Source organism: Rhizobium rosettiformans, from assembly GCF_016806065.1.
GTDB lineage: Bacteria > Pseudomonadota > Alphaproteobacteria > Rhizobiales > Rhizobiaceae > Allorhizobium.
In genome coordinates this window covers 442,942-464,863 of the sequence record NZ_CP032405.1, presented here as the reverse complement: position 1 = coordinate 464,863, position 21,922 = coordinate 442,942, and the positions used below count along the sequence as shown (strand labels likewise).

At 62.5% G+C, this 21,922-nt stretch carries 22 protein-coding genes; 12 read left to right on the top strand and 10 right to left on the bottom strand.

All coding sequences use genetic code 11. The features are described 5' to 3' along the window. Window positions 1-5: 5 nt before the first annotated feature. From D4A92_RS02320 to D4A92_RS02310, 3 genes are read left to right on the top strand one after another with little or no spacing between them, the layout of a single operon-like run. The gene (locus D4A92_RS02320; protein WP_203017835.1) at window positions 6-1,445 is read left to right on the top strand and encodes a M81 family metallopeptidase; all 1,440 of its coding nucleotides are present in this window, start codon (window positions 6-8) and stop codon (window positions 1,443-1,445) included. A gap of 59 nt (window positions 1,446-1,504) precedes the next feature. Beyond that, complete coding sequence (locus D4A92_RS02315) at window positions 1,505-2,716, top strand: MFS transporter (RefSeq protein WP_203019809.1); 1,212 nt, start codon at window positions 1,505-1,507, stop codon at window positions 2,714-2,716. A gap of 7 nt (window positions 2,717-2,723) precedes the next feature. Then, complete coding sequence (locus D4A92_RS02310) at window positions 2,724-3,476, top strand: copper homeostasis protein CutC (protein WP_246754013.1); 753 nt, start codon at window positions 2,724-2,726, stop codon at window positions 3,474-3,476. A 4-nt stretch (window positions 3,477-3,480) separates the two neighbouring features. Here the strand turns inward: D4A92_RS02310 and D4A92_RS02305 are convergent, their stop codons facing one another. Next, window positions 3,481-5,493, bottom strand: a complete 2,013-nt coding sequence (locus D4A92_RS02305; protein ID WP_246754012.1) for a putative bifunctional diguanylate cyclase/phosphodiesterase — start codon at window positions 5,491-5,493, stop codon at window positions 3,481-3,483. Between D4A92_RS02305 and D4A92_RS02300 the strand changes: the two genes are divergently transcribed. Continuing rightward, window positions 5,465-6,265, top strand: a complete 801-nt coding sequence (locus D4A92_RS02300) for a DUF922 domain-containing Zn-dependent protease (RefSeq protein WP_348649887.1) — start codon at window positions 5,465-5,467, stop codon at window positions 6,263-6,265. The genes D4A92_RS02305 and D4A92_RS02300 overlap by 29 nt on opposite strands. Window positions 6,266-6,304: 39 nt before the next feature. On the opposite strand, the gene pcaF is transcribed toward D4A92_RS02300, so the two are convergent. The 3 genes from pcaF to D4A92_RS02285 are packed head-to-tail and all read right to left on the bottom strand — an operon-like array spanning window position 6,305 to window position 8,928. Further along, complete coding sequence (pcaF, locus tag D4A92_RS02295; protein ID WP_203017834.1) at window positions 6,305-7,510, bottom strand: 3-oxoadipyl-CoA thiolase; 1,206 nt, start codon at window positions 7,508-7,510, stop codon at window positions 6,305-6,307. Window positions 7,511-7,522: 12 nt separating this feature from the next. Next, complete coding sequence (locus D4A92_RS02290; RefSeq protein ID WP_203017833.1) at window positions 7,523-8,224, bottom strand: 3-oxoacid CoA-transferase subunit B; 702 nt, start codon at window positions 8,222-8,224, stop codon at window positions 7,523-7,525. Beyond that, complete coding sequence (locus D4A92_RS02285) at window positions 8,221-8,928, bottom strand: 3-oxoacid CoA-transferase subunit A (protein WP_203017832.1); 708 nt, start codon at window positions 8,926-8,928, stop codon at window positions 8,221-8,223. The genes D4A92_RS02290 and D4A92_RS02285 overlap by 4 nt, the downstream gene beginning before the upstream one ends. 131 nt (window positions 8,929-9,059) lie before the next feature. On the opposite strand from D4A92_RS02285, the gene D4A92_RS02280 reads away from it, so the two are divergent. Then, entirely contained in the window at window positions 9,060-9,821 is a 762-nt protein-coding gene (locus D4A92_RS02280; protein ID WP_425958433.1) for an IclR family transcriptional regulator, read from the top strand. Between the two features lie 3 nt (window positions 9,822-9,824). Here the strand turns inward: D4A92_RS02280 and pcaQ are convergent, their stop codons facing one another. Then, window positions 9,825-10,748: a pca operon transcription factor PcaQ gene (gene pcaQ, locus D4A92_RS02275; protein ID WP_203017831.1), complete on the bottom strand. Its 924-nt coding sequence runs from the start codon at window positions 10,746-10,748 to the stop codon at window positions 9,825-9,827. A gap of 96 nt (window positions 10,749-10,844) precedes the next feature. Here pcaQ and pcaD point away from each other — a divergent pair, with 96 nt between their 5' ends. Genes pcaD through D4A92_RS02250 form a run of 5 tightly spaced genes read left to right on the top strand, consistent with a single transcriptional unit; the run spans window position 10,845 to window position 14,491 of the window. Continuing rightward, complete coding sequence (gene pcaD / locus D4A92_RS02270) at window positions 10,845-11,654, top strand: 3-oxoadipate enol-lactonase (protein ID WP_203017830.1); 810 nt, start codon at window positions 10,845-10,847, stop codon at window positions 11,652-11,654. Further along, on the top strand, window positions 11,647-12,066 hold the full coding sequence (gene pcaC / locus D4A92_RS02265) for a 4-carboxymuconolactone decarboxylase (RefSeq protein WP_203017829.1): 420 nt from the start codon (window positions 11,647-11,649) through the stop codon (window positions 12,064-12,066). The genes pcaD and pcaC overlap by 8 nt, the downstream gene beginning before the upstream one ends. Further along, window positions 12,059-12,808, top strand: a complete 750-nt coding sequence (pcaH, locus tag D4A92_RS02260) for a protocatechuate 3,4-dioxygenase subunit beta (protein ID WP_203017827.1) — start codon at window positions 12,059-12,061, stop codon at window positions 12,806-12,808. The genes pcaC and pcaH overlap by 8 nt, the downstream gene beginning before the upstream one ends. Beyond that, complete coding sequence (gene pcaG / locus D4A92_RS02255) at window positions 12,808-13,422, top strand: protocatechuate 3,4-dioxygenase subunit alpha (RefSeq protein ID WP_203017825.1); 615 nt, start codon at window positions 12,808-12,810, stop codon at window positions 13,420-13,422. The genes pcaH and pcaG overlap by 1 nt, the downstream gene beginning before the upstream one ends. Window positions 13,423-13,441: 19 nt before the next feature. Then, window positions 13,442-14,491 (top strand): 3-carboxy-cis,cis-muconate cycloisomerase, encoded by a 1,050-nt coding sequence (locus tag D4A92_RS02250; protein WP_203017824.1) that lies wholly within the window; start codon window positions 13,442-13,444, stop codon window positions 14,489-14,491. Here the strand turns inward: D4A92_RS02250 and D4A92_RS02245 are convergent, their stop codons facing one another. The 5 genes from D4A92_RS02245 to D4A92_RS02225 all read right to left on the bottom strand — a co-directional run bounded on the left by D4A92_RS02245 (window position 14,492) and on the right by D4A92_RS02225 (window position 17,790). Next, on the bottom strand, window positions 14,492-14,686 hold the full coding sequence (locus D4A92_RS02245) for a zf-HC2 domain-containing protein (RefSeq protein WP_203017822.1): 195 nt from the start codon (window positions 14,684-14,686) through the stop codon (window positions 14,492-14,494). Next, entirely contained in the window at window positions 14,683-15,315 is a 633-nt protein-coding gene (locus D4A92_RS02240) for a sigma-70 family RNA polymerase sigma factor (protein WP_203017820.1), read from the bottom strand. Before D4A92_RS02240 ends, D4A92_RS02245 begins: the two co-directional genes overlap by 4 nt. Window positions 15,316-15,423: 108 nt before the next feature. After that, window positions 15,424-15,855: a DUF3429 domain-containing protein gene (locus tag D4A92_RS02235; protein WP_203017819.1), complete on the bottom strand. Its 432-nt coding sequence runs from the start codon at window positions 15,853-15,855 to the stop codon at window positions 15,424-15,426. Window positions 15,856-15,858: 3 nt separating this feature from the next. After that, window positions 15,859-16,848, bottom strand: a complete 990-nt coding sequence (locus D4A92_RS02230; RefSeq protein ID WP_203017818.1) for an NAD(P)/FAD-dependent oxidoreductase — start codon at window positions 16,846-16,848, stop codon at window positions 15,859-15,861. 45 nt (window positions 16,849-16,893) lie between these two features. Next, window positions 16,894-17,790, bottom strand: coding sequence for a LysR family transcriptional regulator (locus D4A92_RS02225; RefSeq protein ID WP_203017817.1), 897 nt, complete (start codon window positions 17,788-17,790; stop codon window positions 16,894-16,896). Between the two features lie 124 nt (window positions 17,791-17,914). On the opposite strand from D4A92_RS02225, the gene D4A92_RS02220 reads away from it, so the two are divergent. Further along, the gene (locus D4A92_RS02220) at window positions 17,915-19,498 is read left to right on the top strand and encodes a proton-conducting transporter membrane subunit (RefSeq protein ID WP_203017816.1); all 1,584 of its coding nucleotides are present in this window, start codon (window positions 17,915-17,917) and stop codon (window positions 19,496-19,498) included. Window positions 19,499-19,502: 4 nt separating this feature from the next. After that, on the top strand, window positions 19,503-21,917 hold the full coding sequence (locus D4A92_RS02215; RefSeq protein ID WP_203017815.1) for a YbcC family protein: 2,415 nt from the start codon (window positions 19,503-19,505) through the stop codon (window positions 21,915-21,917). The last annotated feature ends 5 nt before the right edge of the window (window positions 21,918-21,922 follow it).

The following is a 21,922-nucleotide window of genomic DNA, read 5'->3' as shown; positions in this document are numbered from 1 at the left end:
GCCCCATGAATTTCCGCATTGCCGTCGGCGGTATCCATACCGAGTGCTCGACCTCGTCTCCCGTTCTGATGCAGCCGGAGGATTTTCGCGTGCTGCGTGGGCCGGATCTGCTCGCGCATGAGTATTTCGACTTCCTCGAAGCGGATGATATCGAGCATTTGCCGCTGCTGCATGCGCGTGCGGTTCCGGGCGGTCCGTTGGCGCGCGCTACCTATGAAGGTTTCAAGGCAGAGTTCCTTGAGCGGCTGAAGGCTGCACTGCCGATCGACGGGCTCTATCTCGCCATGCATGGCGCGATGAATGTCGAAGGCATGGACGATGCCGAGGGTGACTGGATCTCGGCAGCCCGCGCTGTTGTCGGCCCGGAAGTGCCGGTTGCTGCGAGCTACGACCTGCATGGCAATGTCACGCAGAAGATCGTCGATCAGCTCGATATCTTTGCCGGTTATCGCACTGCGCCGCATATCGATGTGCGCGAGACAATGGTCCGAGCCTGGTCGATGCTGGTTCGGGCGCTGAAGACCGGCGAAAAGCCGGGCGTCGCCTGGGCGCCGGTGCCGGTTCTCCTGCCCGGCGAGCGGACCTCAACCGAGGATGAGCCGGCAAAGAGCCTCTATCTGAAGCTGCCGGAGCATGATGCCGTGCCCGGTATCTGGGATGCCAACCTGCTGGTGGGCTATGTCTGGGCCGACGAGCCCCGCGGCACGGCCTGCGCCGTCGTCACGGCCGTGGATAAGGCTGCGGCGGAAAAGGTCGCGGCTGCCATTGCGCAGTCTTATTGGGATGCGCGTGAAGACTTCCGTTTCGGCCCCGTCACGGGCCCGCTGGCGGAGATGTTGGATATCGCTGAACGCACCGAGACACGGCCGGTCATCCTGGCGGATTCCGGCGATAATCCGACCGGGGGCGGCGTTGGCGATCGGGCGGATGTGCTGAAGGCGCTTCTGGCCCGGTCGATCGATGATGTCTTGATCGCCGGCATTACCGACCGACCCGCCGTCGAACGCTGCTTTGCGGCAGGTGCCGGTGCGCGGGTTTCGCTGAAGGTTGGCGGTTCGCTTGATCCGGCAAGCCCTTCCGTCGAGGTCGAGGCGGATGTCGTCTTCCTCGACAATCCGGGTTCGGTTGCCAACAGTCAAGCCGTCGTCAGGATCGGTGGCATCACGCTGGTGCTCGCAGCGCGGCGTCGGCCCTATCACAATATCTCGGATTTCACCCGGCTCGGGCTCGATCCGACCACGGTGCGGCTGCTCGTCGTCAAGTCTGGCTATCTCTCGCCGGAGCTCGCGCCGATCGCCAATCCTAACCTGATGGCGCTGACTGATGGCGTGATCAACCAGGATATCGAGAACCTGCCGAGCCATCGCCGCCACCAGCCCAGCTATCCCTTCGTCAAGGATTTCAGCTATAGGCCACAAGTCTTCTTCTCGACGCGATTCCCTTGAGACTTTGATGTCGGTGCCGCCCTTCCGGCGGCACGATCCCCAACCCGATTGTACCCTTGATGTTGTCCTCCTTTTCGGTGGTCTATCGCCACAAGCCGATCCGGGTCAGTGCGGCCGCGATCTTCTTCTTCGGCTTCTCCGGCGCTGCGACGTCGCCCTACATGTCGCTGATCGGCATCCGTGAACTCGGACTGTCGGACGCCGTCTATTCGGTGCTGATTTTCCTCGCGGCTGTGGTGAATGTCAGCGCCAGCGTAACCGCCGGCATCATCGCTGACCGGCTAGGCCATTTCCGCTCACCGATGATCCTGGCCGCCATCTTCGGCATCATCGGTTTCGGGCTCGTCTACGTGGTGCCGACGCCTGTCATGTTTGCCATCGCGACGCTGGTCTTGATCCCGGTTTTCGGCACGATCAACTCGCTGATCTTTGCCAATATCCGGGCGGTTTCTTCCGGCATGGCGGTACGCGAGCTGATGGCGGTGAATTCGGCCGTCCGGGCCATCCTTTCCGCCTCCTGGGTGCTCGTGCCCGGCATTGTCGGGGCGCTGCTCGTCGGTCGGCCCAGCATGCTGCCGGCCTTTCTGCTTGCAAGCCTCGCCTGTCTCGTCTGTCTCTTGCTCTTCGTCTTCGGGCTCGATCGTTCCAAACCCGTGCAGGAGGGGGAACGGCAGCACTATTCCTTCTTCCGCTCCATCCGGCAGATCGGCTCGGCAAGTGTCCTGCCAAGGCTTCTGGCGATTTCGCTGATCTCGGCCATGCTGCATGCCAATGGCACCGTTCTGCCTCTGATCGTCACCGGCAAGGCGGGCGGCACATCTGCTGATGTCGGCGTCATCGTCGGGATCGTGGCCTTTCTCGAAATCATCTTCATCCTCTTCTGGGGATGGGTCGAAGCGCGCACCTCCATCCTCTTTGCGATGGTCACGGCAGCGCTGATCTACTGCAGCTATCTCGTTTTCCTCGGTCTCGCCGACCGACCGATGGACGTCTATCTGCTCACTGTCGTTGCAGGCCTTGGCGCCGCCGGCATCATTGCGATCCCGATCACCTATCTGCAGAACCTGATCGCCGACCGCGCCGGTCTCGGCAGCTCGCTGATTGCCGTCAACATCTTCTTGAGCGGTGGAATGGCCTCGCTGATGTTTGCGCTCGGCACCAGCATCAGCGACTATGCGGGCACGGCGATCATCGCCTCGATCGCGGGAGCCATCGGCGTCGGTCTCTTGTGGGTGCTCGACAGGACGCCGAAGCTCAAAACAGAAGGGTGAAGAACAGGTGGCCGCGACTTCCCAAGGCAAAGCATCAGGACTGCTACTCGAAATCTGCGTCGATGACTTCGCGGGTCTTGAAGCTGCGATTGTCGGTGGGGCCGACCGTATCGAGCTTTGCTCGGCGCTTGGCTCGGGTGGCCTGACACCGTCTTGTGGGTTCATGGCGATCGCTGCACGCGCACCGATCCCTGTGCATGCCTTGATCCGTCCGCGTGCCGGGCATTTCACCTACTCGATGGATGAGATCGCCGTGATGGAGGCGGATATTCATGCTGCGCGGGAGGCGGGGCTGGCCGGTGTGGTGATCGGTGCGACCACCGATACTGCTGCGCTCGATATCGACGCGATCCGGCGGCTGATCAAAGCGGCCGACGGTCTCGATCTGACCCTCCACCGGGCAATCGATGTGGTCGCCGACATGCAGGTCGCGCTCGATCTCGCCATCGAACTCGGGTTTTCCCGCGTTCTCACCTCAGGCGGCGCGCGGCATGCGGAGCAGGGGCTTGCCGCAATCGAACGTCTCGCCCGCCACGGTGCAGGACGCATCTCGATCATGCCCGGTGGTGGTGTGCGGCCGGAGAATGCGGCCCATTTCCTTGCTGTCCCTGAAATCCGAGAACTGCATGCCTCTTGCAGCCAGGTTGACCGCGGACAGGATCGACTGGTCGAGCTCGGTTTTGAGGATCAATCCGTTCGTCGCACGGATGCGGACACGGTCCGGCGTCTTAAGGCGTCGATGAGGATGCGTTCATTGTGAGATCTCAGGAAGCAAGGGCCTGAGCATCCTGCAGGGCGAGCCGCTTCAGGGTTTCCTCTGCCGTCATCGGCTTGCCGAAGTAGTAGCCCTGGACCGCTCGGACGCCGAGGTTTTCGAGGATGCGCAGTTCTTCTTCGGTCTCGACTCCCTCAACGATGGCTTCCAGCTCCATCTCGTAGCACAGCGCCAGCACCGACTTGACGATGTTGAAGCTCGTCTTGCGGTTATGGATATTGCGCACGAAGCTCCCGTCGATCTTGATCTTGGTGAGCGGCAGCTTGTGCACGTGGTTCAAGCTCGAATAGCCCGTGCCGAAGTCATCCAGCGAGATGCCCGCGCCGAGTTCACGCAGCATCTGGATCGAGGCGCTCGCCTGCTCGAAGTCGTGCATGACGGCGGTTTCGGTGATCTCGAAATTGATACGGCGGGGATCGAAATTGCTCTTGAGCACGATCGAGACGATCTTCAGCGTGTTCTCCGGTGACGTCAGGTCGTGCGGAGAAAGGTTGAAGGAGAGATAGACATTGTCAGGCCAGAGTGCGGCTGTTTTCAGCGCCCGCTTCAGCAGCATGCGGGTCATCAGCGTGATGCGGCCGTTGTGCTCTGCCACGGGGATGAATTCGGCGGGCGATACTTGGCCGATGCGCGGGCTTTGCCAGCGGGCGAGGGCCTCGAAACCAATGCAGATGCGCCGGTCGACGCAGGTGATCGGCTGGTAGACGAGTGACAGTTCCTTGTCGAGATCGGCTGCGACCAGCGCCTCCTCGACGATCTTCTGCCGGTTTAGCTCGTTCGCCTGGACCGCGTTGAAGATGACCGTGCCGGCCCGATGACGACGTTTGGCTGTGTAAAGGGCGTAGTCGGCGAGTTCGTAGATCTCCTGGCCCGTCTCGCCCACGTCCGGGTAGAGAGCGAAGCCGACCGAGCCGGTCACCTGCACCATGCCGCTCCCGATATTGATGCGTTCGGCGATCAGTTCGCAAACCTTTTCGCCCAGCGCCATGGCGTCGCCCTCGGCCACGTCGCCTTGTAGCAGAAGACCGAATTCGTCGCCGCCGAGACGGTAGACCGATAGCCGCTTGTCCGTGATCGTCGACAGGCGGTTGCTGATCTCGATCAGGACCTTGTCACCGGCTGAGTGACCGTAGAGATCGTTGACAGGCTTGAAGCCGTCGAGATCGATCACACCCACGGCCAGCCGGCCATTGCTGCTGCTGGCGCGGTTGAAGGCCGTTTCGAGCATGTGGAAGAAGCTGCGTCGGTTGGCGAGCAGCGTCAGGCTGTCGAGATTGGCAAGGCGCAGGTTCTCGTCGGAGAGCGCCTGCATCGCCTTGTTCTGCTCCTGCAGGGCTTGCTGCTGCAACATCAGAACGTTGCGGGACTCGTGCAGCTGGCGGAAGTCGCGGTAATGCGAGACGAGGATCATGATCATCGCCATCGTCACCAGAATGACATTCACGCCTGTGGCGATAAACGTCGGCTCGCCCGACATCAACATGACCACGAAGAAGGGCAAGTTGACCGTGACCGTGACGATCAGGGCTGCCGACCTCAGATGCATCAGGCAGAAGATGCAGCCGATGACGGTGATCGCCATGAAGAAAGCGACATGGGCTTTCTGATAGGGGTCTCCATAAGGCAGGAGCGAGATCGACCAGATGGTGCAGAACACCGCGATCGGAAAGGACAGGATATTCGTGGCCTTAAGCTGTCGATAGGCCTGTTCCGGCGTGCGCTCACGCTTGCGCCCGCGCAACCAGATCAGCGAGCGCATTGCAAAGAGAGTAGCCATGACAGCCGGCAGAAAGACGACGAGATAGTCGGGCGCCGCACCCTGGTGGGTCCAGGATAGCGAGATCATGTTCGTTGCAAGGATGAAATAGAGGAGCGGGACCTGCTTCGAAAAGGCTTCGAACTGAGCGACGGTCAGCGCGGGGTTGCCGCTTGGAACCTTCAACAGTTCGAGCCAGCGTCCTGCGGGTGACTTGTTGCCCGTCATCGTCCCTTTGTCGCTCACGCTCACCCCTTCTCCCCTTAGCATCAAGTCGGAAAAGCTATATGAGATTCCGTTAAAATTACGGAAATTGCTGATTATTAAAATCCGGCGATCGGCGTTCTCCAAGCCAGATGTTCGTTGCAGTTCCTTGGCGCCGCAGATATCAGGATGGCCGATCCAGGGAGCTTTTTTGACCGTGATAGCAAGACTTCATGCGTTCGTCGGCCTTTTCGTCTTTGTCGGTGCAGCGATACCGGCCGCAGCCCAAGAGTGGCAGGCGACGGAAAAGGTCGATCACTACACCGTCAATGGTTCGACGCCGATGGCGCTCTACCAGTCAATCGGCGAGCGTGGACCCAAGCTCAGCCTTGGTCGTGTCATCGCACACACGACCTTCAAGCTGACCTGGCAGCGGGACTATCAGCAGCAGGGGCAGGCTTGTGTCCTTGCTTCGGCCAAGCCGAGGCTAATTATCACCTATACACTGCCGAAGCCCGCTCAGAAGCTTTCTCCCGACGTGGCGGCAAAGTGGCAGGTCTTTTACGACGGTATCGTCGAGCACGAAAAGCTGCACGGGCAGTTCATGAAGGATCTGACCCAGAACATCCAGGATGTGTCGATCGGGCTGCGCGATGAAAACGATCCGGGCTGCAAGAAGGTGCGCGCGGCACTACAGGCGCAACTCAAGCCGATTTCGGATGCGCATGTGGCGCGCCACAGCGACTATGACCGTGTGGAGATGTCACCTGGAGGGGCGGTGCATCAGCTGATCCTTGCTTTCCTCAACCCCTGAATTGAAAAGGCGCCCGCATGGGGCGCCTTCGATCTGATATCAGACCCGTTCCAGGGCGATGGTGATGCCCTGCCCGACGCCGATGCACATGGTGGAGAGCGCATAGCGTCCGCCGGTTTCCTTCAGTTCCAACGCTGCCGTTCCCGCGATACGAGCGCCCGACATGCCGAGCGGGTGGCCAAGTGCAATGGCGCCACCATTGCGGTTGACACGCGGGTCGTCGTCCGCGATGCCGAGATCGCGGAGCGTGGCGATGCCTTGGCTCGCAAAGGCTTCGTTCAACTCGATCACGTCGATCTGCTGCTGTGTGAGGCCGAGGCGAGCGAGCAGCTTCTTCGAGGCCGGTGCCGGGCCGAAGCCCATGATGCGCGGCGGAACACCCGCTGTCGCACCACCCAGGATGCGGGCGATGGGATTGAGGCCGTATTTCTTCACCGCAGCTTCCGAGGCGATGATCAGGGCGGCGGCCCCGTCATTGACGCCCGACGCATTGCCGGCGGTGACGGTGGCACCTTCCATTTTATTGACCGGCTTCAGCTTGGCGAGCGCTTCCACCGATGTCGCGCGCGGGTGCTCGTCGCGGTCGACGATGACGGGGTCGCCCTTGCGCTGCGGCACGGTGACGGGCGTGATTTCCTTTGCCAGCCGGCCATTGCCTTGAGCTTCTGCCGCCTTGGCCTGGCTGCGCACTGCAAAGGCATCCTGATCCTCGCGGGAGATCTTGAAGTCGATCGCGACATTGTCGCCGGTCTCCGGCATGGAATCGACGCCATATTGCTTCTTCATCAGCGGGTTGACGAAGCGCCAGCCGATGGTTGTGTCGTAGATCTCGGCATTGCGGGAGAAGGCCGTGTCGGCCTTGGGCATGACGAAGGGTGCGCGGCTCATGCTTTCGACGCCGCCTGCAATCATCAGCTCGGCTTCGCCTGATTTGATGGCACGGGCAGCCGTGATCACGGCATCCATGCCGGAGCCGCAGAGGCGGTTGATCGTGGTGCCGGTCACGGAGACGGGCAGGCCAGCGAGCAGAGCGGACATGCGGGCGACGTTGCGGTTGTCTTCGCCGGCCTGGTTGGCGCAGCCGTAGATCACGTCCTCGACGGCTTCCCAATCGATGCCCGCATGGCGCTCCATCAGCGCCTTCAGCGGCACGGCGCCGAGATCATCGGCGCGGACGGAGGAGAGCGAACCGCCGAAACGGCCGATGGGCGTGCGGATGTAATCGCAGATATAGGCTTCGGTCATGACTTGTAATCCTTACAGCGCGGGCACGACGAGGTCAGCAACCGGTCCGTCGGTATGCAGCTTGGCGCCGGTCATGGCCTGGAGCTCGTCCATCGTCATAGCAGCGAGCTTCTCGCGCACGACGAACTTGCCGTCGACGATGTCGATCACGGCATGGCTCGTGTAGACACGGGTGATGCATCCGACGCCGGTCAGCGGGAAGCTGCAGCGCTCGACGAGCTTTGGCTTGCCGTCCTTGGTGACGTGTTCGGTGATGACGACGACCTGCTTTGCGCCATGCACGAGATCCATGGCGCCGCCGACGGCCGGAACGCCCTTGGAGCCGACGCGCCAGTTGGCGAGGTCCCCGTTTTCGGCGATCTGATAGGCGCCGAGGATCGCGACATCGAGATGGCCGCCACGCACCATGGCGAAACTGTCGGCGTGGTGGAAGAAAGCCGCCCCCGGCTTCAGCGTGATCGCCTTCTTGCCGGCGTTGATCAGGTCCCAGTCTTCCTCGCCGGCGGCTGGCGCTTCGCCGAAGTTCAGCACGCCGTTTTCGGTGTGGAAGATGGCCTCACGTCCCTCGGGCTGGAACTTGGCGACCATTTCCGGAAAGCCGATGCCGAGGTTGACATAGGCGCCGTCCTGGATGTCCTGAGCGGCCCGCCAGGCGATCTGGGCGTTGGAGAGCTTGATGTCTTCGCGGGTGTCGATTGCAGCTGCGTCGGTCATGCGTATACCACTCCGGCCCGGATGAGCTCTTCTTCCTGTTGCGGGTTGGCGACTTCGACGACGCCATCGACGAAGATGCCGGGGGTGATTACCTGCTCGGGATCGATCTCGCCGGGCTTCACGATCTTCGAGACCTGGGCAATGGTCTTGGCAGCCGCCATGCACATCAGCGGATTGAAGTTGCGGCCGGCCATCCGGCAGGTCAGGTTGCCCATGGTGTCGCCGAGATGTGCCTTGACGATGGCAAAGTCGGCCTTCAGCCAGCGTTCCTGAACATATTTGCGGCCATCGAACTCGGCGATCACCTTGCCCTCGGCCAGTTCCGTGCCGAAGCCTGTCGGGGTGTAAAAGGCCGGGATGCCGGCGCCGCCGGCGCGGATGCGCTCGGCAAGCGTGCCCTGCGGCACGAGTTCCAGCTCGATCTCGCCGGCGAGATAGCGGTCGGTGAAGGCGCGGGGATCGGATGAGCGCGGGAAGGAGCAGATCATCTTCCTAACCATGCCGGCATCGATCATCGCGGCAATGCCGATGCGCCCGTTTCCGGCATTGTTGTTGATGACCGTCAGGTTCTTCGGCCCCTTATCGATGAGCGCATGAATGAGCTCGATCGGTGCGCCGGAGCCACCGAAGCCTCCGATCATGACGGTTGCGCCATCGCCGATCCCGGCCACGGCATCCGCCGGGCTTGCAATTCTCTTGTCCATGGGAACTCCCGTTTCCTCGAGCGCGGTCACCCGGCTCCTCGTCTAACAAATAGGTCCCTCCATCCATCGACAGCAAGCAATTTGTGCGATATTTGATATTTGTTCGATAATCGCACATTTTGGGGATGCATATGGGGATCGGAGAGCGGGATCTCATGGGCGGTTTTGCCAAGGGGCTGAAGGTGCTGGAAGCTTTCGGTGTCGACCGCCAGCGCCTGAGTATCAGCGAGGCTGCGGATCTGAGCGGCCTCGACAGGGCGACCACACGGCGCTGCCTCTTGACGCTCGCCGAGCTGGGCTATGCGGATTATGACGGGAAGTTCTTCTCGCTGACGTCGAAGATCCTGCGGATCGGCCATGCCTGGCTGTCCGCCACGCCGCTGCCGGTGCTTCTGCAGCCGCATCTGGATGAGCTGTCCGAGCGTCTCGGGCACAGCGCCTCGGCCTCGATCCTAGACAATACCGAGATCGTGTATATCGCTCGCGCCGCACAGAAGCGGGTGATGTCGATCAATCTGATGCCAGGGTCGCGGCTTTCTGCCTACAGCGCTTCGATGGGCCGGGTGCTGCTGGCTGCGCTTCCGGATGCGGAGGTCGATACCATTCTGGCGGCCTCGCAGCTCAAAGCGCATACGCCGCGCACGCTGACCGATCCTGCGCAGCTCAAAGCGGAAATCGCCCGGGTCCGCGAGCAGGGCTATGCCGTTATCGATCAGGAGCTGGAAATCGGCCTCTGTTCGATCGCGGTTCCCATCCGCAACGACCGTGGTCGGGTGGTGGCAGCCATCAATGTCGGCGCGCCGGCCGCGATCCTGCCGGCTGCAGAGCTGCCGGCACATTGCCTGCCGGCCCTGCGCGAGATGCAGGCTCGGCTGAAGCCGCTCTTGCCCTGAGGTTCAGGTCTTCGCCACCTCGGTGGCGGCCTCGCGGATCGTGCGCATCAGAAGCGCAAGCGGCATGGAGGGGACGGCGTCTGCCCGGACCGTCAGTCCAACAGGTCCCTTTGTTTCGCTCGTGTCGATCGGCAGGGCTGCCAGCGTGCCATCGGCAAGGTCGGTCGCCACGACGCCGGCTGAGATGATCCAGATCGCATCCGTCTGGCGGACAAAGGCACGACCGAAGCTGTCGGAAACCGTTTCGATCTGGGTGGGGATGCCGGAGATGCCGTTCGCGATCAGGAAGCGCTCGACGAAGGGGCGGATGATCGAAGCCCGTGTGGGCATCAGCACGGGATAGCGCTCAAGCTCGCCGAACAGGTCGGAGCCTGCCAAGAGGAGCGGATGACCGGCGCGGACGCAAAAGATCACCTGCTCTGAGTAAAGATGCTCGAAGGAGAAGCCGGTCATCTGTTCGGGGGCGGCGAGACGGCCGACGACGAGGTCAAGATCGCCGACCCGCAGCTGTTCGAGAAGGACGGCGTTCTCGCCGGTGACGATCTTGATGCGGGCGGGCACATCCTCCTTGAGGAACAGCGTCATCGCCTGCGGCATGATGCGGGTTGAGACCGTCGGGAGCGCCCCGATCCGGATCGGCGGGGCATCGGCATGCAGGGCATGGGAGACGGAATCGAAACCCTGGCGGAGCGCTGTCAGTGCGGCGCCTGCGTGCTTGAGGAAGGCTTCGCCATAGCGGGTGATGCGGATGCCGCGACCATCCTTTTCGAACACCGCGACACCCAGCACCTCCTCGAGTTCCCGAATTGTCTTGGTCACGGCTGGCTGGCTGACATGCAGGAGTTCCGCTGCCTTCATGACGCTCTTTTGACGTGCCACCTCGACGAAGGTTTGCAAGTGCCGAAACTTCACGCGGTTGTCGATCATCGGGAAACATAACCCTGCGGTTAGGAATAAGATGGAAAACATCATTTTACCTAACCAAACCGCATGAGCAATATGCATATAACGGAGGAGGAACCCGTGCAGTTCGTTCAGCTCAACGGCGTAAGCCTGCATCACCAAATCATTGGTGGGCCAGGAAACAAGCCGGTCATCGTCTTCATCAATTCGCTGGGCACCGATTTTCGCATCTGGCGCGACGTGATCGTCCGGCTCGCCGGCAGCTATCCGCTGCTGACCTATGACAAGCGCGGCCATGGTCTCTCTGATGTCGGGCAGGCGCCCTATACGATCGAGGATCATGTCGACGATCTGATCGGCTTGCTTGAGCATCTCAAGGTCAGCAATGCCGTCATCTGTGGTCTTTCTGTCGGCGGTCTCATTGCGCAAGGCCTCTATGCGCGTCGGCCTGATCTGGTGAAGGCGCTCATCCTCTGCGACACGGCCCACAAGATCGGCACGGCGGAGATGTGGGCTGCCCGCATCGCAGCCATCGAGGAGGGCGGTCTTGATGGCATCGTCGATGGCGTCATGGAGCGCTGGTTTACTCCGGCCTTCCGCAACAGCGATCCGGCCTTCCCCGGCTATCGCAACATGATGCTCCGCCAGCCGGTCGACGGCTATATCGGCACATGTGCTGCGATCCGCGATGCTGACTACACCGAGGCCGCGGGGCGCATCGCAGTGCCCACGCTCTGCGTGGTCGGGGATCAGGATGGAGCCACGCCACCCGATCTGGTGCTCTCGCTTGCCAAGCTCGTGCCCCGCGCACGCTACGAAGTCATCAAGGGCGCCGGACATATTCCCTGTGTGGAGCAGCCGGAAATGCTCACCACCATCATCGAGGCCTTTCTCGCGCCCGTCATCTCAGGAGAGGCAGCCCATGGCTGACGTTGTTCGTCCTTCCGACCGCTTTCGACAGGGCATGGCGACACGCCGGCGCGTGCTGGGGGACGCGCATGTCGATCGCGCGTCGGGTTCCGCCACGCCGTTTGATCAGCCTTTCCAGGAGATGATCACCGAGGGTGCCTGGGGTACTGTCTGGTCGCGTCCCGGCATCAGCCCGCGCGAGCGGTCGATGATCACCATCGCTTTACTGGCAGCCCTCGGCCATGACGAGGAGGTCGCGATGCATGTGCGCGCCACCGTCAATACCGGGGCAAGCCGCGAAGACATCACTGAAGCGCTGATGCATGTCGCCGTCTATGCCGGTGTTCCCGCCGCCAACAGGGCTTTCAAGATCGCCAAGCACGTGTTTGATAGGATAGACGCCGGGGAAACCGGGGGAGGGAGCCATGACTGACCTTTCGAACAAGAAGCCGGAGACGGGCGCCTTCTTTGCGCGCGATCGCAACTGGCATCCGCCCGCCTATACCCCGACCTACAAGACCTCCGTCCTGCGCTCGCCGCAGAAGGCGCTTCTGTCGCTTGACGGCACGAAGTCCGAGATAACAGGCCCGGTTTTTGGCCACTCCATGCTCGGCGAGCTCGACAACGACCTGATCCACAACTTCGCCAAATCAGGCGAGAGCGCGATCGGCGAACGCATCATCGTGCATGGCCGCGTGCTCGATGAGCGTGGACGGCCGGTTCCGGGGGCTCTCGTCGAATTCTGGCAGGCCAATGCCGGCGGTCGCTATCGCCACAAGAAGGAAAGCTACCTCGCGGCCCTCGATCCGAATTTCGGTGGCTGCGGGCGCACGATCACCGACGAGAACGGCTATTACGCCTTCCGCACCATCAAGCCCGGTCCTTACCCCTGGCCTAATGGCGTCAACGACTGGCGGCCGGCGCATATCCATTTCTCGATCTTCGGTCACGGCTTTTCGCAGCGTCTGATCACCCAGATGTATTTCGAGGGCGATCCGATGATCTGGAAGTGTCCGATCGTGCTGACGATCCCGGATCGTGCGGCGATCGAGCAGCTTGTGGCAGCCCTCGACTGGTCGGCAACGATCCCGATGAATGCCCGCGCCTACAAGTTCGACATTGTTCTGCGCGGTCGCCGCTCGACCCTGTTTGAAAACCGGATGGAGGGGAACTGATGGTCCAGGATCTCGGCTACCTCAAGGAAAGCGCCAGCCAAACGGCGGGCCCTTACGTCCACATCGGCCTTACGCCGAACTTCGCCGACATCAAGGGCGTCTATCCCGTCGATCTCGGCACCACCATGGTCAACGACAAGACGCGCGGCGAGCGTATCACCGTGACCGGTCGTGTCATCGATGGCTCCGGCACGCCGCTCAAGGATGCGCTGATTGAGATCTGGCAAGCGGATGCCGACGGGCTTTACAATAGTCCGTCCGAGACGCGCGGCAGTGCGGATCCGAACTTCACTGGTTGGGGACGCTGCCCTTGCGATCTCACGACCGGTGAATACCGTTTCGAGACGATCAAGCCGGGCCGGGTGCCGTTCCGGGACGGACGCCTGATGGCGCCGCATATTTCCTTCTGGATCGTCGCGCGCGGCATCAATCTTGGGCTCAACACGCGCCTTTATTTCGGTGACGAAGAGGCGGCCAATGCCGAGGATCCTATTCTCGCGCGCATCGAGCACCGCGTGCGCGTGCCGACGCTGATTGCGCAGCGTGACGGTTCGACCTATCACTTCGACATCCACCTGCAGGGGGAGAAGGAGACGGTCTTCTTCGACATCTGAGAAGGGCCTCGATATCTGCATGAGCGCATCTGTCTTCGATCATCCGATCCTGTCCGGCCTCCTGGGCGACGAGGAGATCGGAGCGCAGTTCTCGGCCGCAGCCGAGCTTTCAGCCATGCTCGGTTTCGAGGTGGCACTTGCCGAGGCGGAGGCCGCGGAGGGTCTGATCCCTGCCGAGGCTTCACACGCAATTGCGGCTCTGCCGGAGGTCTTTCTTGCCGATCTCGATGCCCTGAAGCAGGCGATCGGTCGTGACGGCGTGGTCATTCCCGATCTCGTGCGGCAGTGGCGTGCCGCTCTCGGCGAACAAGGCCAACATCTGCATTTCGGCGCGACCAGCCAGGATGCCATCGATACGGGGCTCATGCTGCGGCTGACGACTGTGCTTTCGATCCTTGATCAAAGACTGGCAGCCGTGGCCAATGCGCTGGACGGTCTGGATACGCGTTTCGGTGCGAAGCGGTTGATGGGTCGTACGCGTATGCAGGCGGCGATCCCGATCACGGTTTCGGATCGCCTTGCGAGCTGGAAGTCGCCGGTGGTTGCCCACAAGGCGGCCGTCCAGGACATTTTGGAATCGGGTTTGCCGATGCAATTCGGCGGGGCTGCCGGCACGCTCGAAAAGCTCGGCGACAAGGCGCTTGCCGTGCGCGCCCGGCTCGCCGATCTGCTGTCGCTCGCTGACCGCCCGCAATGGCACAGCCAGCGCGGGGTCATTGCGGACATCGGCGGTTTGTTGGCTCAAATCACCGGCAGCCTCGGCAAGATCGGGCAGGATCTGGCGCTGATGGCGGACAATGGCACCGCGGTGATCGGCGGCGGCGGTGCGTCCTCGGCCATGCCGCACAAGCGCAATCCCGTGAAGGCGGAAGTGCTTGTGACGCTCGCCCGGTTCAACGCCGTGCAGATTGCGGGCCTGCATCAGGCGATGGTGCATGAGCAGGAAAGATCCGGAGCCGCCTGGACGCTCGAATGGATGATCCTGCCGCAGATGGCGATTGCGACGGGCGCTGCGACGAGGTTAGCAACCGATCTGCTTCTGTCGATCGAGGACCTTGGCGAGCGCTGATCAGCGATCTCCCTTATCGGATGCGTCAGTCGCGACATAGCGGCGTGTTGCCTTGCGCATCATCCCGATCTGCCGGACAAAGCCCGAGCAGGCGTCACAGCCGAAGAGATGCAGCCGCAGCCGCAAGGTCTCGCCAATTGACAGGCGTCGATCGAGTTCGTCCGAGGCGAGTTTCGTGGCGTTTTCGCACATCATGACAGGCTCTCCTCCGGTGCAAACCAGTGCCCTTCGAGGCAATTGCGCAGGCGAAGCCGGGCGCGATGCATCAGGACATGCATGTTGGTGGTGGTGATGCCGATCTCGGCGCAGATCTCCGATGTCTCCATCTCGACGAATTCACGCATCATGAAGACGCGGCCCTGGTCGGGAGGCAAATGATCGAGGCAGGTCTCGAAGACCCGCCAGAAATCCTTGCCCAGCAATTCAACCTCCGGATTTCCCCAGTCGCTCGGCCTGTTTTCCGGTACCCAGTGGCCTTTGGCGTCGAAGTAGCGCGGCTCATCCTCGTCCGGGAAGTGACCAAGCGGCATGGCGATCATCTGGGACTGGCGGCGCTTGAAACGGATCTGGTCGGCAATCTTGTTGCGCAGGATCGCAAAGACCCAGGTGCGAAAGGCGGACCGCCCGGCGAAGGCCTTGGCGTTGCGCAGCGCACCCGCAAGCGCCTCCTGTACCGCATCTTCGGCAAGGCCGGGATCGGCAAGCTGAAGGCTCGCAAATTTCAGCATGCGCTGGCGCAATTCCGCCATGTAAACAGCATCGGCGAGAAAAGGGGCCGCAGCACCGTTTCCACTATTCGCTTCCTGCTCACCCGCATTCACCATGGTGATCCCCCGGACGTCGTCCGCACTGTCAAGATCTCGCGTGCCACACAGCACGCCCCCTTTCGTCGCGGCTTCCCGAGAGATCTTACAGCATGATACAAAAAAATCTCATGTCAGGATCATCACCACAGCATAGGCGGCAATCACCAGAAGCGTGACATTACGCCGAAGCGCCAGATACCAATCGGGTTGGTCGCCTTTGCGTTGGATGGAAAGATCGCAGGCAAGGAGCGCGAGAAACACGGCCATATGCAGCGCCATCGTCAGAGCCGGGACATAGGCGTGGAGCAGCAGCGCGCCGATGGCTGCAAGGGCCGCGACATTGCTGACGACAAGCATCAGCTGTGGTTTCTCTGCCTTGATCTGTGCCTGGCTCCAGAGCGTTCCCGCCATGAAGCAGGCGATGCCCGTGCCGTAGGCAACAAAGGCCTGGGCGGCGAGTGCGGGCTCGAAGCGGAGCACCTGGGCCAGCCCGAGCACCCAGAAGGGGAGGGCGCCTGCATAGGTCAGAATTTTGGTGAGCGCGGGGTCGCGGTACATCGGTCAGGCTCCTTGCAGGCGGGCGATCAGTATTTCAGACAAAGCGAGGGCACTTTCGACCGCTGCCTCGACCCGGTTGCCAAGGCACCAGTCGCCACAGGCGCCAAGGCCGAGGGCTGGATCAAAGAGGAAAGGCTGACCCACCGGTCTTTCGACATTCGCGTAGCGCCAGCGGTGCAGGTCGAGCCAGGCGGGCGTGGAGAAGTTCTTCCCGAGAAGTCGCTTCAGAGACTGTAGCATCTCGGCCTGTACCTCGCCGCGGTCACGCTCCAGATTGGCCTCTGCCCAATCGTTTCGGCTGTGGATGGTGAGCGCGGTCTTTTCGGATCTACCCGGCTTGCTTGCCTCGATGGCAATCCAGCTGAGTACGGGATCTTCGATGCGGGCGGCCTCGAAGCCGAGGTCCAGCTGGGCGTCGAGACCGATCATCAGGGTGAAGCAGCCACTCATCTTAACGGTCTTCAGGGCGGCATGGGCGGAAAAAGTCTCCGGCATCAGCCGGATGGTCTGCGGGGCGGGGGCGGTGGAGATGACAAGATCGAAATGGCCAAGATGTCTGTCCTCGTTGTCGCTCAGAGCCCAGCCATTTCCGGAGGGCGCAAGCCGTGCGACGCTCGCTTCCTTGCGGATCTCAAGTCCTTCGGCCAATCCGTTCGCAAACCCGCTCATGCCGGGAATGCCGATATAGCGCGGCTCGGTCGGGCGGCTGTCTGCCACAAGGCCGTTTGTGGTCAGCGTATGAACTGCCCTCGGCCAGATGTCGGCATGACCTTGTGCCACGGCCTGCTCCGCTGCCGCCTTGAACGCCGGCGAGCGGGCGGTAAAATACTGGGCACCGTGATCAAAGGAAAAACCTTCGCGGCGGCGGTTTGCCATGCGGCCGCCAAGGCCCCGGCTCTTTTCAAACACGGTGATGTCGGCGAGGCCGGAGAGATTGCGGCCGAGCGTGATGCCGGCAATGCCGGCTCCGATGATGGCGATGGATGTCTTCACGCAGTCCCCTTCTCAAATGCTTGATGCGCTTGAGCTTTACGTTGTTCAGGCGCCAGCGGTTTTGCCGTCCTCGCTCGCTTCGAGCAGCGGCCGGATGAGCGGGTTCGGAAAGCGGCGCTTCACGGTCACGGCAAAGAAGGATTCGATCATACCGGGCAGGGCGTCGAACTCGACCAGCGCGCCGGCTTCGAGCTCGCCCTTGACGACAATCGGCGGCAGAACGGCAAGGCCGGCCCCTTCTCGCGCCAGAAGACGCATCATCGCCATGTCGTCCACCTCAGCCGCGATCTGCGGCGTGATGCCAAGGCGCGCGACCAGCGCTTCGAATTGCGAGCGCACGCCGCTTTCGAGCGTTGGCAGGATGACGGGGTGCTCGGCCAGGAGGTCTGCAAGCTTCGCGCCCGGTTTGCCATAGGACGGCCTGCCGATCAGGCTCACTCGCTGCTGATAGACATGTTGGGCGATGAAGGGCGTTACGGAATCGGCCATCGGTGCCTGGTTGAGCAGGACGATGTCGAGGTTAAGGGCTTCGAGCGCGCCCAGCAACTCACTGGTACTGCCCGAGCGCAAGATCATATCGACGTCGGAGCGACCGAGGATAGGGCGCAGGAACTCCATCTGGAAGTTGCGCGACAGCGTGGCCAGCGCGCCGATACGGATCGCGCGGCGGGTTCTTCCGGTTTCTTTCAGCGTTTCGACCAGTTCTTCCCCGGCCGAAAAGATCGTGTCGGCATGGTCGAGCGCGATGCGTCCCGCTTCCGTCAGATAGAGCTGTCGGCCGCGTCGTTCGAAGAGAGAGTGGCCCAATCGCTCTTCCAGCTGCTTAATCTGGATGGAGAGCGCCGATTGCGACAGGTTCAGCCGCTCGGCCGTGCGGGTCAGGTTGCCGTCATGCGCAACGGCGCGGAAATAGCGGAGGTGGTGGTAGTTCAATTCGGGCATAGTTCTATTTTATAGAACGAATTTAGAGAAACAATGAATTTTTCTTGAGATCACGCGGCTGATAACAGGTCCGTGAGATCGCCGCTGCCTCCTCCCAAGCAGCGGCCCAGACCGGAGACATCACGTGATCCACCTGCTGCCACTCCTTGCACCGCTGTTGCTTGCCGGTGCCTCGTTCTATGCCTTCCAGGCGCCCGGCCTTCGCCCGCGCCAGGCGATCCGCGTTGCCGAACTCGCGGCTCTCGGTTCGATCGTCGTCGCGATCCTTTCCGCTGTCGTCCTCGAGCTGCAGGGGCCTGGCACCAGCCCGGCAATCGGCTACAGCTACTTCGCGCTGGCCTCGCGGCTTGACCTTGTCAGCCTTGTCATGCTGCTGCTCGTATCCTTCATCGGCTGGGTGGTGCTGCGTTATGCCGGCACCTTCCTCGACGGGGAAGAGCGGCAGGGCCCGTTCACCGGCTGGATGACGGCAACCCTCGCTGCCGTCCTTCTGCTCGTCCAGTCAGGTACGCTGCTTCAGCTCGTTATCGGCTGGGTCGCGACCAGCCTGCTCCTGCATCAGCTGTTGCTCTTCTATCCTGACAGGATCGCTGCCCAGCGGGCCGCGCGCAAGAAGTTCATCGTCTCGCGCACGGGTGATGCCGCGCTGATCAGCGCCGTCATCCTGCTTGCGATTTCCTTCGGCACTGGCGACATCGCCACCATCCTTGCCGCTGCGCGGTTAGGCGAGGGGCTGCCGCTGACGATCGCTGCCGCAGCGCTCCTTGCTGTCGCCGCACTTCTGAAGTCTGCGCAGTTCCCGACCCATGGCTGGCTCACGGAAGTGATGGAAACGCCGACCCCGGTTTCGGCTCTGCTGCATGCCGGCGTCGTCAATGCTGGCGGCTTCCTCCTGATCCGCTTTGCCGATGTCATGCTGCAGGCGCCTGTGGTACTGGCGGTGCTGGTCATGGTTGGTGGCTTCACGGCGCTGTTCGGCAGTCTCGTGATGCTCACCCAGTCAGCGGTGAAGACCTCGCTCGCCTGGTCCACGGTCGCGCAAATGGGCTTCATGATCCTGCAATGTGGCCTGGCACTGTTCCCGATTGCGCTGCTGCACATCGTCGCCCATTCGCTCTACAAGGCACACGCCTTCCTCGCCTCCGGCTCGGCCATCGAAACGGTCGCCTCTATCAAGCGCCCCGGTCCGGTCGCGATCCCAAATGCCAAGGCGGTCGGGCGCGCCTTCCTGCTGGCGCTTGCCATCTATGCCGTCATCGGCCTGCTCTTCGGTTTCGCCGATAAGCCGCCGCAGGCTTTGGCACTTGGTGCAATCCTGATCTTCGGCGTCGCTTACTTGATCGCTCAAGGGTTGGCGGATGCGGCTCCCCGGGCGCTGACCTGGCGAACCTCGCTCTACGCGATCTCGGCGGCCACGGCCTACTTCGCCTTGCAGCGCATTTCCGACAAGCTGATGCTCGGGACGCTGCCTGCGACCCCACAGCCCGAGCCGCTCGAATGGACGCTGATGCTGCTTGCCGTCGTCACCTTCGGCGTCGTGGCTGTTGCCCAGTCGCTCTTCCCGCTCTGGGCCTATCATCCGGCAGCGGCGGGCCTGCGCGTCCATCTCGCCAACGGCCTCTACGTCAATGCCCTCTTCGATCGCCTGCTCGGTGGCTGGACGCTTCCGCGCACCCCCTCCGCAACGCCTGCTTCCATCAAGGAGTGAACCGATGACCGAGATGACCACGATCGACACCCTGCATGGTGAAGCACTCGCGCTTGCGGCGGATCAGGCCGTGCGAGCGATCCCGCCGACCTGGCCGCTGACGGCGACCGTTGCCGTCAACCCCTTCCTCGGCCAGATCACCGAGACGCTCGACCAGACGGCGGCCCGGCTCGCCCGGATCGGCGGCGTCAGGCTGGCATTGCCGCGCAAGCATTTTGCCGACCAGATCGCCAGGAGCGAGATCACGGATGAGGATCTGGCGGCGGCGCTCCAGTCGAGCGCGCTCTTCAGCCACATCGACCTGCCGGCGCTCAAGGCTGCCGTTGGCGAGGAGCCGCAGCCGGTGGCGGCACTCCCGACGATCGCGGAGCTTGCCGCGCGGGCCACGGGCAAGGATTGGCCGGGGCTCGTGTCCGAGCGGATCGGCAGTTTTGCGGCCGGCTTCTTCGATCAGGGGCAGGCCCTTTGGGCCGCCTCCCGGCGCAACGGGCTTTATGCTGCCTGGCGCGCCTTTGCGACCCATGATCTGACACCGGAAATCTTGGGGCTGAAGGGCTTCAGCATCCATGTCGACGAAACGCCGGAGACCCCGCATGGGGCGATCGAACGGGCTGCCGTCGCGCTTGGCCTCGGCGCCGAACCCGGCACCTATTTCCATCAACTTCTGCTGACCGTCGGCGGCTGGGCGCAGTATGCGCGCCACATCCAGTTCAAGGCCGAGGTCGAGGGACGGACGGACACGACGGCGCTCGAGCTGCTGGCGATCCGGCTCGTCTTCGAGGAGGCGCTTTATGCGCGTCACAAGACCGCCATCGAGAGTGAGTGGCAGCAGGTGCGGCGTGCCCATGCCGAGCCGGTCAGCCCTGATTTCGACACCACCATCGACGGGTTGCTGCAGGTCGCCGCCGAGCGCGCAGCGCAGCGGAAGCTTGCGGCCACGCTTGCTGCACCCTCGCCGATCAAGGTTGCCGAGTTGCGGCCGGTGCTGCAGGCGGCCTTCTGCATCGACGTGCGCTCGGAAGTCTTCCGCCGCGCGCTCGAAAGGGTTGATCCTGCTGTCCGCACGCTTGGCTTTGCCGGCTTTTTCGGTCTCGGCGCCGGCCACAAGGGCTTTGCCTCCGACGTATCAGAGCATCGCTTGCCGGTTCTCCTGAAGCCTTCCGTCTTCAGCTGCAGCGCCGTCGATCACGATGAGGATGCCGATCAGCAGGCGCGGTTCAGCGCGCGTGCCACCCGCGCCTGGGGCCGGTTCAAGCTGGCCGCCGTGTCGTCCTTCGCCTTCGTGGAAGCCATGGGCCCCGTCTATGCCGGCAAGCTGATGCGTGACGGTCTCGGTTTCGGCAAGGGCAAAGGTCCGGACGCCGCAAAGCCGCGCTTTGCCCCGAGCCTTGATCTGGATACCCGCGCCGTGGTCGCTGAAACCGTACTGAAAGCGATGTCGCTGACGGAAGGGTTCGGCCGCTTCGTGCTGATCTCCGGTCATGGCGCGAATGTGGTCAACAACCCCTATGCCAGCGCCCTTCACTGCGGCGCCTGCGGCGGGTATGCGGGCGACGTCAACGCGCGTCTGTTGGCCGATCTGCTGAATGATCGCGCGGTGCGGGAAAAGCTGGCGGTGAACGGGATCACCATCCCGGCTGATACCGTCTTCCTCGGTGGCCTGCACGATACCACGACGGATAGCGTGACGCTGTTCGAAGACGACTTGGAGAACGATATTCTGCCTGAAGACATCGTTCGCATCCGCCAGTGGCTCGCGCAGGCCGGCAGCCTGACGCGGGCAGAGCGGGCGCGGCGTCTGCCGCGGGCGACGGCTGACCGTGTCATCGAGCGCAGCAAGGACTGGTCGGAAGTTCGCCCAGAACTCGGGCTTGCCGGTTGCCGCGCCTTTATCGCGGCCCCGCGCTCGCGCACTGCAGGCCGGTCGCTGGAAGGTCAGGCCTTCCTGCACGACTATGTCTGGAAGAAGGATGAGGGCTTCAAGATCCTCGAACTCATCCTGACGGCCCCCGTCGTCGTTGCGAGCTGGATCAGCCTGCAGTATTTCGGCTCGTCGGTTGCGCCGTCGCTCTTCGGGGCCGGCAACAAGCTGTTGCACAATGTCGTTGGCGGCATCGGCGTGGTTGAGGGCAATGGTGGCAATATGCGGGCCGGGCTCCCCTGGCAGTCGGTCCACGACGGGGAGAATTTCGTCCACGAGCCGCTGCGCTTGACCGTTGCTGTCGAGGCGCCGAAGGATGCGATTTCAGACATCCTGAAGCGGCATGCGCAGGTTCGCGCCCTCTTCGACAATGGCTGGCTGCATCTCTTCACGCTCGACGAGCAGGGGCAGATGGCTTGGCGTTATGCCGGCAATCTCGGCTGGACGGATGTCCGGCAGAGAGCGGCATCGGGTGTTGAGCAGAAGGCCGCGAGTTGAGTTTC